The sequence below is a fragment of the Streptomyces sp. NPDC001902 genome, assembly GCF_042891295.1.
Lineage (GTDB): Bacteria > Actinomycetota > Actinomycetes > Streptomycetales > Streptomycetaceae > Actinacidiphila.
Map to the genome: position 1 here is coordinate 571,424 of NZ_JBIATA010000001.1, position 14,277 is coordinate 585,700.

The following is a 14,277-nucleotide window of genomic DNA, read 5'->3' on the forward strand; positions in this document are numbered from 1 at the left end:
TCCGTCCGCGTCGGGCCTGGTCCGGGGCCCACCGGGGCCGTTGGGCGCTGGTCGTCCCGGTTGGGTGATTCGGCCACGGCTGACGCCCGCGCCCGGGTTGCGCGGGCTGCCGTCCGGGCGCTCCGGTCGAGGGTGGGTCACCGGTGACGGCTGCCGTTTCCCGGCCGGGAGTTCGGCCCACGTTGCCGGCTCCGCCGGCGGCCGATGTCCGGGGTCGAGCAGGGCCGGGGGCGGCCCACCGCAGGGGGCACCGTGGCCGGCCCCGGCCCGCGCGGGGCGGCGTCCCCCGGGGCGGGCGCGTGCGGGACGACCGGGCGACAGCCCACGCGGTAGCGTCACTCGCACAGGGCAGGGCATGCGACACCGCGTGAGGGAGAAGACGACGTGAGCGGGACCGCGATGGACCGGGGCGCAGATCCGTTCGGGACCGCACGGCTGCGGCGGGCCGTGCTGGACGCGTGGGCCGCGTCGCCCGCCCGGTTCCGGGAGGACGCCAACGCGGAGGAGGACCTCGCGCTCGGCGGCTACCGCGACCGTCTCGTCGTCGAGCTGGCCCAGAACGCCGCCGACGCGGCGACCCGTGCGGGGGTGACCGGCCGCCTGCGGCTGACCCTGCGCGAGGGGGTGCTCGCCGCCGCGAACACCGGGGCCCACCTGGACGCCGCGGGCGTGGAGTCCCTGTCGACGCTGCGCGCCAGCTCCAAGCGCGAGGAGGGCGCCCTGGCCGTCGGCCGCTTCGGCGTCGGGTTCTCCGCCGTGCTCGCGGTCAGCGACGAGCCCGCGATCCTCAGCCGCAGCGGCGGCGTCCGCTGGTCGCTGGCCGAGGCCCGCGACCTCGCGCGGGAGACCGGTGGGCGCTCCCCGGGGCTCACCGACGAACTGCGCCGCCGGGACGGCCACGTACCGCTGCTGCGGCTGCCGCTGCCCGCCGAGGGCACCGCCCCGGACGGCTACGACACGTGCGTCGTGCTGCCGCTGCGCGACGGCGCCGCCGCGGACCTCGCGGCGAGCCTGCTCGCCGCGATCGACGACGCGCTGCTGCTGTCCCTGCCCGGCCTGACCGAGGTGGTCGTGGAGACGCCCGAGGGCGTACGGACCCTGAGCCGGCGTCAGGAGGACGGGCTGACCGTCGTCGTGGACAGCGCCGGCGGCACCACCCGCTGGCGCACCGTGAGCGACGCGGGCCCGCTGGAGGCGGCGCTGCTGAGCGACCGCCCGGTCGAGGAGCGGCTGCGCCCGGTGTGGTCGGTGACCTGGGCCGTCCCGGTGGGCCAGGACGGCGCGCCCGAGCGGCCGCGGACGGCGCCCTTCGTGCACGCCCCGACGCCGACGGACGAGCCGCTGGGGCTGCCCGCGCTGCTCATCGCCTCGCTGCCGCTGGACCCGAGCCGGCGCCACGCCGCACCCGGCGCCCTCACCGACTTCCTGGTCGCGCGGGCGGCCGAGCTCTACGTACGGCTGCTGGCGGACTGGCGACCGGTGAGCGCGGGCATCGTGGACCTGGTGCCCGGCCCGCTCGGCAAGGGCGAGCTGGACGCGCAACTGCGCCGCCACGTGCAGGAGCGGCTGCCGCGCACCGCCTTCCTGCCGCGCGCCGCCGACGTCACGGGCACGGACGGCGAGGACGAACTGCCGCCCGCGCTGCGCCCGGTGGAGGCCGAGGTCGTCGAGGGCACCGGCGCGGAGACCGTGCGCGTGCTGGCGGAGGTCTTCCCGACGCTGCTGCCCCCCGGGCTGGAGCGCCGCCCCGAACTGCGCGTCCTCGGGGTGGCCCGGCTGCCGCTGGGCGACGCGATCGACCGGCTCGCCGGGGTGGAGCGCCCCGCGGACTGGTGGCACCGCCTGTACGACTCGCTGGCCGGCACCGACCCGGACCGGCTGAGCGGGCTGCCCGTGCCGCTGGCCGACCGGCGTACCGTCGTCGGACCGCGCCAGGTGCTGCTGCCGCTCCCCGAGATGGACAGCGTCTACGCCGAGGGGGCCGCCCCGGTCAGCACCGGGCTGCCCGCCGCCTCGGAGCTGGCCCGGCTGGGCCTGAAGGTCGCCGACCCGGCGGCCGCGCACCCGCTGCTGGAGAAGCTCGGGGCCACCCCGGCGACCCCGCGCGCCGTCCTCACCACCCCGCAGGTGCGCGCGGCGGTGGCCGCGTCCCTGGACGCCGACGAGGCCTGGGACGAGGACGCGCCCGCGCTGGACGCGGAGGAGCTGGCCGAGGTCGTCCTGGGCCTGGTCCGGGCCGCGAACCTCGCCCCCGGCGACGAGCCGTGGCTGGCCGCCCTCGCCCTCACCGACGACGAGGGCGAGCTCGCCCCCGCCGGTGAACTGGTGCTGCCGGGCAGTGCCTTCGAGCAGGTCATCCGGGAGGGGGAGCTCGGCTCCGTCGACGAGGACCTGGCCGCCCGCTGGGGCGAGCAACCGCTGACCGCGGTCGGCGTGCTCGCCACCTTCGCCCTGGTACGGGCCACCGACGTGGTGCTCGACCCGGACGAGCTGGAGCCGCGCGAGAGCGACTGGGCCGAGCCGGACGACGCCGGACTGCTCGACGCGGTCGACGTGTGGTGCGAGGACGTCCTCGACCAACTGCCTGACACCGACGTGCCGCCGGTCGCCACCGAGATCGTCGCCGTGCGCGACCTCGACCTCGTCGCCGACGACGCATGGCCGCAGGCGCTGGCCATGCTCTCCGTGCCGCCACTGCGCGACGCGGTCACCCAGCCGGTGCGGGTCCTGCTGCCCGACGGCACCACGGAGTCGGTACGGCCCTACACCGCCTGGTGGCTGCGCGACCACCCGGTCCTCGACGGCCGCCGCCCGGTCGGCCTGCGCGCGGCCGGCGGCGACCCGCTGCTCGACGGGCTGTACGAGGACGCCGAGGCCGGCGCCGTGGACGACCAGGTGCTGCGCGCCCTGGGCGTGCGCACGTCCGTCACGGCCCTGCTGGACGAGCCGGGCGGCGCCGCCGAACTGCTCGCCCGGCTCGCCGACCCGGGCTCCACGGTCACCCCGGCCCAACTGCACCGGCTGTACTCGGAACTGGGCACCCTCGAACCCGAGCAGGTCACCCTCCCCGACGAGCTGCGGGCCGTCGTCGACGGCCACGAGCCGCGCGTGGTCGACGCCGGGGACGCCCTCGTCGCGGACGCGCCCGACCTGCTCCCGCTCACCGCAGGACTGCCCCTGCTCCCGGTGCCGCCGGTCCGCGCCGCGGCGCTGGCCGAGCTGTTCCAGGTGCGCCGGCTCAGCGAGGCCCTCGATGCCCCGGTCGTCTCCGAGGGCGAGCCGCACGACGTCGCGGACGCGGTCCGCGAGCTGCTCCCGGGCGCCCCCCTGTCGTACGTCGAGCACGAGGAACTGCTGGTCAGGGCGGCTGACGGCAGCACCGTCGAGCTCGACTGGCGATGGATCGACGGCACCCTGCACGCCGCCACGCTGGAGGGCGTCGCCGCCGGTCTGTCGTGGGCGGCCGGCGCCTGGCAGCGCCGCTTCGAGGTGGCCGCCCTGCTGGAGGACCCGACCCGCACGGAGGAGCTGGCCCGCGACCGCTGGTTCGACTGAGCGGGTGGCTGAGTGGCGACGGACCGAGTGGCCGCCGTCACACAGGGAGATATGTCGAAAGCATTTCCGCTGGATGACTGTTCGCGCGTACTCTCTTCCTCTCACCATTCGAGACGCCTCGTCCGGGGGAGTTCGACGGGCGTCCTCTTCATCTGGGGGATTCTCAAGCATGCGTATTCGCGCCACCGTGGCGGCCGTTTCCGGCGCCCTGGCCCTCGCTTCGCTGGCAGTCCCGGCCGCGCAGGCCTCCGACAAGCCGGCCGCCACTGCCCTGTCGACCTTCGCCGCCAAGGCGGGGGCGGACGAGTCCGTGGGTGACACCAAGATCACCAAGGTCGTCGTCAACGGCGGCAAGGACATCGTCCTCGGGACGAGCAACAAGAAGACGGTCTCCGTCGCGGTGACCGCCACCGACCCGGCCGGCATCGACGGCGGCGTGGCGTTCCTCTGGCACGGGTCGTCGTTCACCGACGACGGCATCGACGGCGGCCTCTTCCCGCCCACGGACTACGCCGCCTGCACCGTGGTCAACGCCACCACCTCCACCTGCAAGGTCAGCATCACCATCGACCCCAAGGCGGACCTCTACAAGAACGCGCTCGCCGGCTCCTGGAAGGTGTACGCCGTGGTCGGCGGCAAGGACGGCGACTACGTAGAGAAGGAGATCGCCGGCACCGCGAAGATCAAGCGCAACACCGAGCTGACGGTCAACGCCACGCCGGAGCCGGTGAAGAAGGGCAAGACCATCACCGTCACCGGCAAGCTCACCCGGGCCAACTGGGAGACCCACAAGTACGCCGGCTACACGGGCCAGTCCGTGCAGCTGCAGTTCCGCAAGAAGGGCACCACCGCGTACAAGACGGTCAAGACCGTCAAGTCCAGCAGCACCGGTGCCCTGAAGACCACCGTCAAGGCGTCCGTGGACGGCTACTGGCGCTACAACTTCGTCACCACCTCGCTCAGCGGCGCGTCCGTCTCCACGGCCGACTTCGTCGACGTGAAGTAACCCCACCCGCACCACCCACCGGGCGCCGGGCCCCCCTCAGCGGGGGCCCGGCGCCCTGTGCTTGCGCACACCCACGCTTGACCGGTCCTTGAACCGCCCATTCCCCGGTGATCTGTAGGCTTCCACCGCCATTCGGCATTCACCTGGGGATTTCTTCCCTTCGTTCCACTCAGTGGGGACACATGCGCATACGTACTGCCGCGATCGTGCTGGGCACGGCCGCGGCTCTCTCGGCCCTCGCCGTACCGTCCGCCAACGCGGACGAGGCCCAAGGCGACACGGCCATCACCAAGGTCGTCGTCAACGGCGGCAAGCCGATCGTCGTCGGCACGAGCGACAAGAAGATCTCGTACACCATCAGCGGCAGCGACAGCAGCGGCCTCGCCTACGGCGGCGCCTTCCTGTGGCGCGGCACCAGCCTGGACACGCCGAGCGGCGTCACCGGCTTCGGCGAGACTGAGACCTGCTCCGCCACCGCGTGCACCGTCACCGCCACCGTCAGCCCCAAGCTCGACGAGCTGCCCAGCTCCCAGGCCGGCACCTGGAACGTCCTCGCCGAACTGGACGGCAAGGACGGGGACATCAGGGAACTCGACAAGGGGACCACGATCAAGGTGCTGCGCGGTTCGCACCTGACCGTGAACGCCACGCCCGAGCCGGTGAAGAAGGGCAAGACGATCACCGTCACCGGCACCCTGACCCGGGCCAACTGGGACACGCTCAAGTACGGCGGCTACGCGAGCCAGTCCGTGCAGCTGCAGTTCCGCAAGAAGGGCTCGACCACCTACACCACGGTCAAGACCGTGAAGTCCGGTAGCACCGGTGCCCTGAAGACCACCGTCAAGGCCTCGGTGGACGGCTACTGGCGCTACGCCTTCGGCACCAACGCCACCACCGGCGGGACCGCGGCCACGGCCGACTACGTCGACGTCCGGTAGCACCCGCCGCACCCCGGGCGCCGGGTCCCCTCAGCGGGGGCCCGGCGCCCGCTGTTGTTCCGGCGGGGCGTCGTCGTCCAGGCGGCGGACGCGGCGCCAGACCAGTTCCAGCAGCGCCGCGGCCGCCACCGCCACGACGACGGCCGTCCAGGGGCCCTGCGTGCCGACCAGCCGGAGGGCGAAGAACTCCTGCAGCCACGGGGTGACCAGGACGACCAGGAATCCCGCGCCCATGGTGAGGACCAGGGCGATCCGCCACCAGGTGTAGGGACGTGCGACGAGCGCCAGCACCCACATCGCGACCAGGAAGAGGGTCAGCGTCGCGGCGCTGGTCTCCGCCTCCAGCGCGCCGGCGCCGCGGTAGTGGTGGCGGGCGAGCATGTACGTCACGAAGGTGGCGACGCCCGCGATCACCCCGGCGGGCAGGGAGTAGCGCATGACCCGGCGCACGAAGAGCGGCTTGGCCCGCTCCTTGTTGGGGGCCAGGGCGAGGAAGAAGGCGGGGACGCCGATGGTCAGCGTGGACAGCAGCGTCAGGTGCCGGGGCAGGAACGGGTAGGGCGCGTGCCAGATGATCACCAGCAGGGCGAGCAGCACCGAGTAGACGGTCTTGGTGAGGAAGAGCGTCGCGACGCGGGTGATGTTGCCGATGACCCGGCGGCCCTCGGCCACGACCGACGGGAGCGCCGAGAAGCTGTTGTCGAGCAGCACGATCTGCGCGACCGCCCGGGTCGCCTCGGAGCCGGAGCCCATGGCGACGCCGATGTCGGCGTCCTTGAGGGCGAGGACGTCGTTGACGCCGTCCCCGGTCATCGCCACGTTGTGGCCGCCGGACTGCAGCGCGCCCACCATCTCGCGCTTCTGCTGCGGGGTGACCCGGCCGAAGACCGTGCCCCGGTCGAGCTCGGCCGCCATCTGCGTGCGCTCGGCCGGCAGCCTGCGGGCGTCGACCGTCCGCTCGGCCCCCGCCAGCCCCAGCTTCCCGGCGACGGCGCCGACGGAGACCGCGTTGTCGCCGGAGATGACCTTGGCGTGCACGTCCTGCTCGGCGAAGTAGCGCAGGGTGTCGGCGGCGTCGGGGCGCAGCCGCTGCTCCAGGACGACCAGCGCTGCCGGGGTGGCCGAGGCGCCCACCGCCGGGTCGCCCAGCTCCTTCCCCGTCCGGGCGAGCAGCAGCACCCGCAGGCCCTGGGCGTTGAGGCCGTCGATCGCGCCGAGCGCCCGGTCGCCCGCGGGGAGCAGCACGTCGGGGGCGCCGAGCAGCCAGGCGCTACGCTCCCCGCCGGGCTCGGTGAAGGCCGCGCCGCTGTACTTGCGGGCGGAGGAGAAGGGCAGCGCGTCGGTGACGTGCCAGCCGTCGTCCGGGGCGGGGAAGGCCGCGGCGACGGCGGCCAGGGTGGGGTTGGGGCGCGGGTCGGCGGAGCTGACCGCGCCGAGCACCTGCCGGATGTACGCCTCGGGGACACCGTCCAGCATCCGCAGCTCCGCGACGTCCATCCCGCCCTCGGTGAGGGTGCCGGTCTTGTCCAGGCACACCACGTCCACCCGGGCCAGCCCCTCGATCGCGGGCAGTTCCTGGACGAGGCACTGTTTTCGGCCCAGCCGGATCACGCCGATCGCGAAGGCCACCGAGGTGAGCAGGACCAGCCCCTCGGGCACCATCGGGACGATGCCGCCCACCATGCGGCGGACCGCCTCGCGCCAGTCGTCGCCCTCCAGGACGAGCTGGCTGACGATCAGGCCGATCGCGGTGGGGACCATCATCCACGTGACGTACTTGAGGATCTGGCTGATGCCGCTGCGCAGTTCGGAGTGGACGAGGGTGAAGCGGCTCGCCTCCTCGGCGAGTTGCGCCGCGTAGGCCTCCCGGCCGACCTTGGTCGCGGTGAAGGACCCGCCGCCCGCGACGACGAAGCTGCCGGACATCACGGGGTCGCCGGGGCGCTTGACGACGGGGTCGGCCTCGCCGGTGAGCAGCGACTCGTCGACCTCCAGGCTGTCGGCCTCGGCCACCTCGCCGTCGACCACCACCTTGTCCCCCGGCCCGAGTTCGACGAGGTCGCCGAGGACGATCCCGGAGGTGGAGACCTGGGTGGCGACCCCGTCGCGGCGCACGGTGGGTTTCGCCTCGCCGATCACGGCGAGTCCGTCCAGGGTCTTCTTGGCGCGCCACTCCTGGAAGATGCCGATCCCGGTGTTCGCGATGATGACGAAGCCGAAGAGGCCGTCCTGGATCGGGCCGACCACCAGGATGATCAGGAACAGCACGCCGATGATCGCGTTGAAGCGGGTGAACACGTTCGCGCTGACGATCTCGGCCAAGGAACGCGAGGAACGCACCGGGACGTCGTTGACCTCGCCCCGCGCGATCCGCTCCGCCACCTGGGCGGCGGTCAGTCCGCCGGGCGTCGCCGGTCGCACCCCGGCCGCCTCCCGCTGCGTGCGTTCCGTCATGGCTTCGACGGTACGTGGGGGGCGGCGCCGACGGCGCGGCGGGCCGTCGCTCTCGGGGACATCTCCGGGGCGCCGTACGACCGGGGGCGTAGCCGCCGGGGTACGGACCCGGAGCCGGAGGCCGGGGGTCCGGGCCCGCGGAACCCGCGGGCCCCGGCTCAGTCCTGTGCGGCGTCCTCCGCGGCGCGTGCCCGCCGGATGGCGTCCCGGCGGGCACGCACGTACCAGAGGCCGATGAGCCCGAGGCCGCCGCCGGCCAGGCAGGTCCAGATCCACCAGGCGTGGCCGTGGTCGGCGTACCAGCCGTAGAAGGGGAGCTGGACGAGGAAGAGCGCGAACCAGATGACCGTCCCGACGGTGACGGTCGCGACGTCGTTCGCCTCCAGAGGTGCCGGCGCCTCGCGCAACCCGGTCGTCCCCTTGCTGTGGCTGCTGCTGCTCATACCGCACAGCGTACCCAGTGGCCCCGGGCGGTCTACGCGCGGAGATAGCGTTTGGGACGCTCATATGTTCATACTGAAACGGTCCGAGACTGGCCGGTTTCAGTCGTAGGAACCTCCAAAAGCTCCCGCCCCCCACGCAAGGACCCGCATGTCCCCGTCGACCACCGCCAAGGTCGTGCCCAGTTCCCCGACCCCGCCCCCGGCGGCCGCCCACGGCGCGCTCGACCGGTTCTTCCGGATCACCGAGCGGGGGTCCTCGGTCCCCCGGGAGATCCGCGGAGGTCTGGCCACCTTCTTCGCGATGGCCTACATCATCGTCCTGAACCCGATCATCCTCAGCTCGGGCGTGGACAAGTACGGCCACCACCTCGACGGCGGCCAGCTGGTCACCGCCACCGTCGTGACCGCCGCCTTCACCACCCTGCTCATGGGCGTCATCGGCAACGTGCCGATCGCGCTGGCGGCGGGTCTGGGCGTCAACAGCATCGTCGCGCTCCAGCTCGCGCCGAAGATGAGCTGGCCGGACGCGATGGGCATGGTGGTCCTCGCCGGTCTCGCGATCATGGCGCTGGTCGCCACGGGCCTGCGGGAGCGGGTGATGAGCGCCGTGCCGCTCGGCCTGCGCAAGGCGATCGCCATCGGCATCGGCCTGTTCATCGTGCTGATCGGCCTGGTCGACTCCGGCTTCGTGACCCGCATCCCGGACGTCGCGCACACCACCGTCCCGCTGCAGCTGGGCGCGGGCGGCCACCTGACCGGCTGGCCGGTGCTGATCTTCATCCTCGGCGTGCTGCTGACCCTCGGGCTGATCATCCGCAAGGTGCCCGGCGCCATCCTGATCAGCATCGTCGCGATGACCGTTCTCGCACTCGTCGTCGACGCGGTGGCGAACGTCAAGGACACCGCCTGGGGCCTGACCGTCCCGCAGTGGCCCGGCAACCCGGTCGCGACCCCCGACTTCGGGCTGATCGGCAAGGTGAGCCTGTTCGGCGGCTTCCAGGAGGTCGGTGTGCTCACCGGCATCCTCTTCGTCTTCACCGTGCTGCTGAGCTGCTTCTTCGACGCGATGGGCACCATCCTCGGCGTCAGCGACGAGGCGCACCTGCTGGACTCCAAGGGCGACCTGCCCGGGATGAGCCGGGTGCTGATGGTGGACGGCATCGCCACCGCCGCCGGTGGCTTCACCTCGTGCTCGGCCAACACCTGCTACGCGGAGTCCACCGCCGGTGCCGGCGAGGGCGCGCGCACGGGCCTCGCCTCGATCGCCACCGGTCTGCTCTTCGTCGTCGCGCTGTTCTTCGCGCCGCTGGCCACCATGGTCCCGGCCCAGGCGGCCACCCCCGCGCTCGTCGCGGTGGGCTTCCTGATCATGGCGGGCAGCATCCGGGAGATCGACTGGAGCGACTACACGATCTCCATCCCGGCGTTCCTGACGATGCTGCTCATGCCGTTCACCTACTCGATCACCAACGGCATCGGCATCGGGTTCATCACCTTCTGCGTGCTGCGGCTGGTGGCGGGGCGCGGCCGTGAGGTGCCGTCCGCGCTCTACGCGGTGTCGGCGGTCTTCGCCTTCTACTACCTGATGCCGGCGCTCGGCCTGACGTAACCGGCCGTGTAGAACTGCTCGGTCTCGTCGACGGAGGCCTTGAGCCTCTCGTCGAAGTCATCGCGAATGAGCGTCCGGACGATGTAGTCCTGGACGCTCATTCCGCGTTTGGCGGCGTGAGCCTGGAGACGGTCCAGCAGGTCCCCGTCTATGCGCATGCTGAGCACTCTCGAAGCCATGGCCCAAGGGTCCGGCGGGCCCCTCGGGGCATGCGTCGTTTTCGGGGCGGAACTCACCCGGATGGGTGACTTCCTTGACGAATGCGTTTGGACGCGGCACGGCTGCGGCAATTTTACTTAGCATAGGTAATGAGCTAATCTAACGAACGTGACCGAACTGTCCGAGGACGACCGCTCAGCGGTGAACACGCTGCGCGGAGCCGTGATGCGGCTCTCCCGCCGACTGCGCCACCACCGGGTCGACGAGTCGCTGAGCCCGACGGAGATGTCCGTGCTGGGCACCCTCGCGCGCTGCGGATCCGCCACCCCCGGGGAGCTGGCCCGCAAGGAGCACGTACAGCCGCCGTCCATGACGCGGATCGTCGCCATGCTCGAGTCCAAGGGCCTGGTGCACCGGGACCCGCACCCGGACGACCGGCGGCAGGTCGTCGTCCGGCAGACCGAGCAGGCGGAGGCGATGCTCGAGGAGAGCCGGGCCCGGCGCAACGCGTTCCTGGCCGAACTCATGGCCACCCTCACGGAGGAGGAACGCGCCGTGCTCCGGGAGGCGGCGCCCGTCCTGGAGAAGCTCGCTCACGCCGACGCAAGGAACCGATGACGAGGAGGCGAGACCGGATTGAGTTCGGCAGCCGCATCACAGGCCGCACCCGAACCGAACATCCCTGAGGGGACCGGACCGGCCGGCACCGCCGACCCGGCCGATCTTCCCACCCCGGCGGGCGCCGACGCCGCCGCGGGGGCCGCCGGACCGCCCGGGACCCCCGGCACCGGCCGCCCCGCCGCGCCGCCGGCGCCCGGCGGCATGTTCAGCTCGCTCCGCAACCGCAACTACCGGCTCTTCGCCGGTGGGGCGATCGTCTCCAACACCGGCACCTGGATGTCGCGCATCGCGCAGGACTGGCTGGTGCTGAGCCTGACCGGGTCCTCCTTCGCCGTCGGCATCACGACCGCGCTGCAGTTCCTGCCCATGCTGCTCTTCGGGCTCTACGGCGGCGTCATCGCCGACCGCTACCCCAAGCGCCGCACCCTGCTGGCCACCCAGGCGGCCATGGGCCTGCTGGGCCTCGCCCTGGCCGCGCTGACCCTCAGCGGAGCCGTCCAGGTCTGGCACGTGTACGCCATCGCCTTCGGGCTCGGCATGGTCACCGTCGTCGACAACCCCAGCCGGCAGGCGTTCGTCGTCGAGATGGTCGGCCCGGCCGACGTCCGCAACGCGGTCTCCCTGAACTCCGCCAACTTCCAGAGCGCCCGCCTCATCGGCCCCGCCGTCGCGGGCGCGCTGATCACCGCGGTCGGCAGCGGCTGGGCCTTCCTCTTCAACGGCCTGTCCTTCCTGGCGCCGCTCGCCGGACTGCTGCTCATGCGCCGTTCCGAGCTGTACGAGGTGCCCACCGCGCCGCGCGGCAAGGGCCAGCTGCGCGAGGGCCTGCGCTACGTCGCCGGACGGCCCGAGCTGATCTGGCCCATCGTGCTGGTCGGCTTCATCGGCACCTTCGCGTACAACTTCCCGATCTGGCTCACCGCCTTCGCCGACCACGTCTTCCACGGCGACGCCGGGATGTACGGCCTGTTCAACTCGGTGCTCGCGGTCGGCTCCGTCGTCGGGGCGCTGCTGGCGGCCCGGCGCGGCAGCACCCGGCTGCGGCTGCTGGTCGGCGCGGCGCTCGGGTTCGGCCTGCTGGAGGTCGTGGCGGCACTGGCGCCGACGTACTGGATCTTCCTGGCGCTCATGCTGCCGATCGGCATCTTCGGCCTCACCTTCAACACCACCGCCAACGCCAGCGTCCAGCTCGCGACCGACCCCGCCATGCGGGGCCGCGTCATGAGCCTGTTCATGATGGTCTTCGTGGGCGGCACACCGCTGGGCGGCCCGCTCGTCGGCTGGATCACCGACGTCTTCGGGGCCCGGACCGGCTTCCTGGCCGGCGGCCTGGTCGCCGCGGTGGCGGCGGCCTGCGTCGGACTCTTCCTGGCCCGGCTGGGCGGTCTGCGGCTCAAGATCGACCTGCACCGCGGCAAGGACCACAAGCTGATCGAGTTCGTGCCGCGGGAGTCGGAGTCGGTGGCCGCCTGAGCGCGGCCACGGGCCGGACGAACGGTCAGGCGGTCCCGGGGACCCGGCGCCGGTTGCGGAACTGCCGCATCAGCTCGGCCCACACCAGCAGGCCGGTCACCGGGGCGGTGGCCGCGAAGAGCATGTGCACGTAGTCCTCGCCCAGGCTCGACGAGGCCCACAGGCTCCATGCCAGCGCGGCCACCACGCCCACCGCGGTCAGGAACCACGAGGGCAGTTCGCGGCGGTCGTCGACGATCGCCGCGGCCGTGCCCAGCCCGCCGCCGATCACCAGTCCCATGACCAGGACGGCGCGGGTCCAGTCCGGGGCACCGATGACGTCCTGCAGCACGGGTTTCGTGTGCAGCTGGCGGTAGGTGATCAGCAGGCTGGCGACGTAGACGGTCACCAGCGTCCCCAGGCTGAGCGCTCTCACCAGCTGACCGAGCGCACCGCGCTCCCCACCGGGCATGATGTCCCCCCGCTGCCGGAAGTAGGCCGAAACGGCCGGTAACGGCTCTACAGAATGCCCGAAAACGGATGAACGGCACAGGGGATCGGCGAAACCGGGGCGGCCCCGGCCGCCTCAGGACGTGCGCGCTCCGGCGTCGTAGCGCTCGCGGGCCTCGACGACCTCCTCGATGTGCTCCTCCGCCCAGTCCTTCACGGCGGAGAACAGCACGGCCAGGCTCTCGCCCAGCGGCGTCAGCGCGTAGTCCACCCGCACGGGCACGGACGGCGTGACGGTCCGTGCGACCAGTCCGTCCCGCTCCAGGGTGCGCAGCGTCTGCGTGAGCATCTTCTGGCTGACGCCCGCGATGCGGCGGCCCAGGTCGCTGTAACGCTGCGGCCCGTCCTTGAGCGCGGCCATGAGCAGGCCGGCCCACTTGTCGCTGATCCGGATGAGCAACTGGTTCGTCGGGCAGCCCTTCATGAACGCGTTGTAGGCCACGCGTGCCTCCTCGCGCCGCTGGGACGCGGTGGTCGTCGCCATGGGGGCTCCCCTCCGGACTCCTCGGTTCGGTACGCACTTCCAGGTACGTACTTACCCGTAGAGAGTAGCTCTCCCTAGGTTTGTGATGGCGGCGGGACCAGTCGCCGTCACATCCTCAGGAACAGGGAGCTTCTGCCATGCGTGCTGTCGTGATCAGGGAATTCGGCGGGCCCGAGGTGCTGGAGGTCGCCGAGGTGGCGCTGCCCGAGCCGGGCCCCGGCGAGGTCCGGGTGCGGGTGGCCGCGGCCGGGGTCAACCCCGCCGACCTGGCCGTGAGGGCCGGTCTGCTCGGGGCCGGGGCGCTGGTGCCCGGGGCCTTCCTCGGGATGGGCTGGGACGTCGCGGGGACCGTGGACGCGGTCGGCGCCGGGGTCTCCGCCCCCGTGCCGGGCACGGCCGTCGTGGGCGCGGTGGGCGGGTTCGGGCAGCGGACCAAGGCGCACGCCGAGTACGTCGTGCTGGGCGCGGACGCCCTCGCCGCGGCCCCCTCGTCCGTCGACCCCGTCCACGCCGCCACCCTCCCGACCAACGCCCTCACCGCCGACCAGGCGCTCGGCCTGCTGGCCGCCCGGCCCGGCGACCGCGTGCTGGTCACCGGCGCCGCGGGCTCGGTCGGGGGCTACGCCGTCCAGCTGGCCCGCCACGCGGGGCTGCACGTCGTCGCCCTGGCCCGCCCCGCCGACCTCCCGCTGCTGCGGGAACTGGGCGCCGACGAGGCCGTGTCGTCCCTGGACGGCGTCCGCGCCGACGCCGCCCTCGACGCGGCGGCGCTCGGCGCCCCCGCCCTGGCGGCCGTACCGGACGGCGGCGGCTACGTCACCGTCCGGCCCGACGCGGTGCCCGCCGCCGAGCGCGGCATCCGGGTCGCCGCCGTGCAGGTCCAGCCGGACGGCGGGCGCCTCGCGGAACTCGTGGCCTTGCTGGACCGGGGCGTGCTCACCACGCGGGTGGCCGACACCTACCCGCTGGAGGAGGCCGCCAAGGCCCACGCCCGCCTCGCGGAGGGGGGTGTGCGGGGGAGGCTCGTGCTGGTGCCGTGACCCCGG

At 72.9% G+C, this 14,277-nt stretch carries 12 protein-coding genes; 7 read left to right on the forward strand and 5 right to left on the reverse strand.

Annotated elements, in window-relative coordinates; all coding sequences use genetic code 11:
• Positions 1-399 precede the first annotated feature (399 nt).
• The 3 genes from ACFYYN_RS02695 (at position 400) to ACFYYN_RS02705 (ending at position 5,499) form a co-directional block, all read left to right on the forward strand.
• Entirely contained in the window at positions 400-3,555 is a 3,156-nt protein-coding gene (locus ACFYYN_RS02695) for a sacsin N-terminal ATP-binding-like domain-containing protein (RefSeq protein ID WP_500544488.1), read from the forward strand.
• A gap of 169 nt (positions 3,556-3,724) precedes the next feature.
• Positions 3,725-4,561 (forward strand): calcium-binding protein, encoded by an 837-nt coding sequence (locus tag ACFYYN_RS02700; protein WP_500544411.1) that lies wholly within the window; start codon positions 3,725-3,727, stop codon positions 4,559-4,561.
• Between the two features lie 182 nt (positions 4,562-4,743).
• Positions 4,744-5,499, forward strand: coding sequence for a calcium-binding protein (locus tag ACFYYN_RS02705; RefSeq protein ID WP_500544412.1), 756 nt, complete (start codon positions 4,744-4,746; stop codon positions 5,497-5,499).
• Positions 5,500-5,529: 30 nt separating this feature from the next.
• Here ACFYYN_RS02705 and ACFYYN_RS02710 read toward each other — a convergent pair whose 3' ends face one another.
• The gene (locus ACFYYN_RS02710) at positions 5,530-7,953 is read right to left on the reverse strand and encodes an HAD-IC family P-type ATPase (protein WP_500544413.1); all 2,424 of its coding nucleotides are present in this window, start codon (positions 7,951-7,953) and stop codon (positions 5,530-5,532) included.
• A 158-nt stretch (positions 7,954-8,111) separates the two neighbouring features.
• Positions 8,112-8,396, reverse strand: a complete 285-nt coding sequence (locus ACFYYN_RS02715; RefSeq protein ID WP_500544414.1) for a DUF2530 domain-containing protein — start codon at positions 8,394-8,396, stop codon at positions 8,112-8,114.
• Between the two features lie 148 nt (positions 8,397-8,544).
• On the opposite strand from ACFYYN_RS02715, the gene ACFYYN_RS02720 reads away from it, so the two are divergent.
• Entirely contained in the window at positions 8,545-10,005 is a 1,461-nt protein-coding gene (locus ACFYYN_RS02720; protein WP_500544415.1) for an NCS2 family permease, read from the forward strand.
• Here the strand turns inward: ACFYYN_RS02720 and ACFYYN_RS02725 are convergent.
• On the reverse strand, positions 9,975-10,184 hold the full coding sequence (locus ACFYYN_RS02725; protein ID WP_500330345.1) for a ribbon-helix-helix protein, CopG family: 210 nt from the start codon (positions 10,182-10,184) through the stop codon (positions 9,975-9,977). The two genes, ACFYYN_RS02720 and ACFYYN_RS02725, sit on opposite strands and share 31 nt — an antisense overlap.
• A gap of 205 nt (positions 10,185-10,389) precedes the next feature.
• Between ACFYYN_RS02725 and ACFYYN_RS02730 the strand changes: the two genes are divergently transcribed.
• Positions 10,390-10,782, forward strand: coding sequence for a MarR family transcriptional regulator (locus tag ACFYYN_RS02730; protein ID WP_499516868.1), 393 nt, complete (start codon positions 10,390-10,392; stop codon positions 10,780-10,782).
• A gap of 18 nt (positions 10,783-10,800) precedes the next feature.
• On the forward strand, positions 10,801-12,258 hold the full coding sequence (locus ACFYYN_RS02735) for an MFS transporter (protein WP_500330343.1): 1,458 nt from the start codon (positions 10,801-10,803) through the stop codon (positions 12,256-12,258).
• Positions 12,259-12,283: 25 nt separating this feature from the next.
• Here ACFYYN_RS02735 and ACFYYN_RS02740 read toward each other — a convergent pair whose 3' ends face one another.
• Both ACFYYN_RS02740 and ACFYYN_RS02745 read right to left on the reverse strand, forming a co-directional pair.
• Entirely contained in the window at positions 12,284-12,673 is a 390-nt protein-coding gene (locus ACFYYN_RS02740) for a hypothetical protein (protein WP_500544416.1), read from the reverse strand.
• 150 nt (positions 12,674-12,823) lie between these two features.
• Positions 12,824-13,231: a winged helix-turn-helix transcriptional regulator gene (locus tag ACFYYN_RS02745; RefSeq protein WP_500330340.1), complete on the reverse strand. Its 408-nt coding sequence runs from the start codon at positions 13,229-13,231 to the stop codon at positions 12,824-12,826.
• Positions 13,232-13,368: 137 nt separating this feature from the next.
• Here ACFYYN_RS02745 and ACFYYN_RS02750 point away from each other — a divergent pair, with 137 nt between their 5' ends.
• Positions 13,369-14,271 (forward strand): NADP-dependent oxidoreductase, encoded by a 903-nt coding sequence (locus tag ACFYYN_RS02750; protein WP_500544417.1) that lies wholly within the window; start codon positions 13,369-13,371, stop codon positions 14,269-14,271.
• The last annotated feature ends 6 nt before the right edge of the window (positions 14,272-14,277 follow it).

What these genes read in the sequence shown, in the direction of transcription:
- ACFYYN_RS02695 (WP_500544488.1), top strand. Translation starts at nt 400, where the DNA reads ATGGACCGGGGCGCAGATCCGTTCGGGACCGCACGGCTGCGGCGGGCC.
- ACFYYN_RS02745 (WP_500330340.1), bottom strand. Translation starts at nt 13,231, where the DNA reads ATGGCGACGACCACCGCGTCCCAGCGGCGCGAGGAGGCACGCGTGGCC.
- ACFYYN_RS02710 (WP_500544413.1), bottom strand. Translation starts at nt 7,953, where the DNA reads ATGACGGAACGCACGCAGCGGGAGGCGGCCGGGGTGCGACCGGCGACG.
- ACFYYN_RS02750 (WP_500544417.1), top strand. Translation starts at nt 13,369, where the DNA reads ATGCGTGCTGTCGTGATCAGGGAATTCGGCGGGCCCGAGGTGCTGGAG.
- ACFYYN_RS02720 (WP_500544415.1), top strand. Translation starts at nt 8,545, where the DNA reads ATGTCCCCGTCGACCACCGCCAAGGTCGTGCCCAGTTCCCCGACCCCG.
- ACFYYN_RS02730 (WP_499516868.1), top strand. Translation starts at nt 10,390, where the DNA reads ATGCGGCTCTCCCGCCGACTGCGCCACCACCGGGTCGACGAGTCGCTG.
- ACFYYN_RS02700 (WP_500544411.1), top strand. Translation starts at nt 3,725, where the DNA reads ATGCGTATTCGCGCCACCGTGGCGGCCGTTTCCGGCGCCCTGGCCCTC.
- ACFYYN_RS02705 (WP_500544412.1), top strand. Translation starts at nt 4,744, where the DNA reads ATGCGCATACGTACTGCCGCGATCGTGCTGGGCACGGCCGCGGCTCTC.
- ACFYYN_RS02725 (WP_500330345.1), bottom strand. Translation starts at nt 10,184, where the DNA reads ATGGCTTCGAGAGTGCTCAGCATGCGCATAGACGGGGACCTGCTGGAC.
- ACFYYN_RS02715 (WP_500544414.1), bottom strand. Translation starts at nt 8,396, where the DNA reads ATGAGCAGCAGCAGCCACAGCAAGGGGACGACCGGGTTGCGCGAGGCG.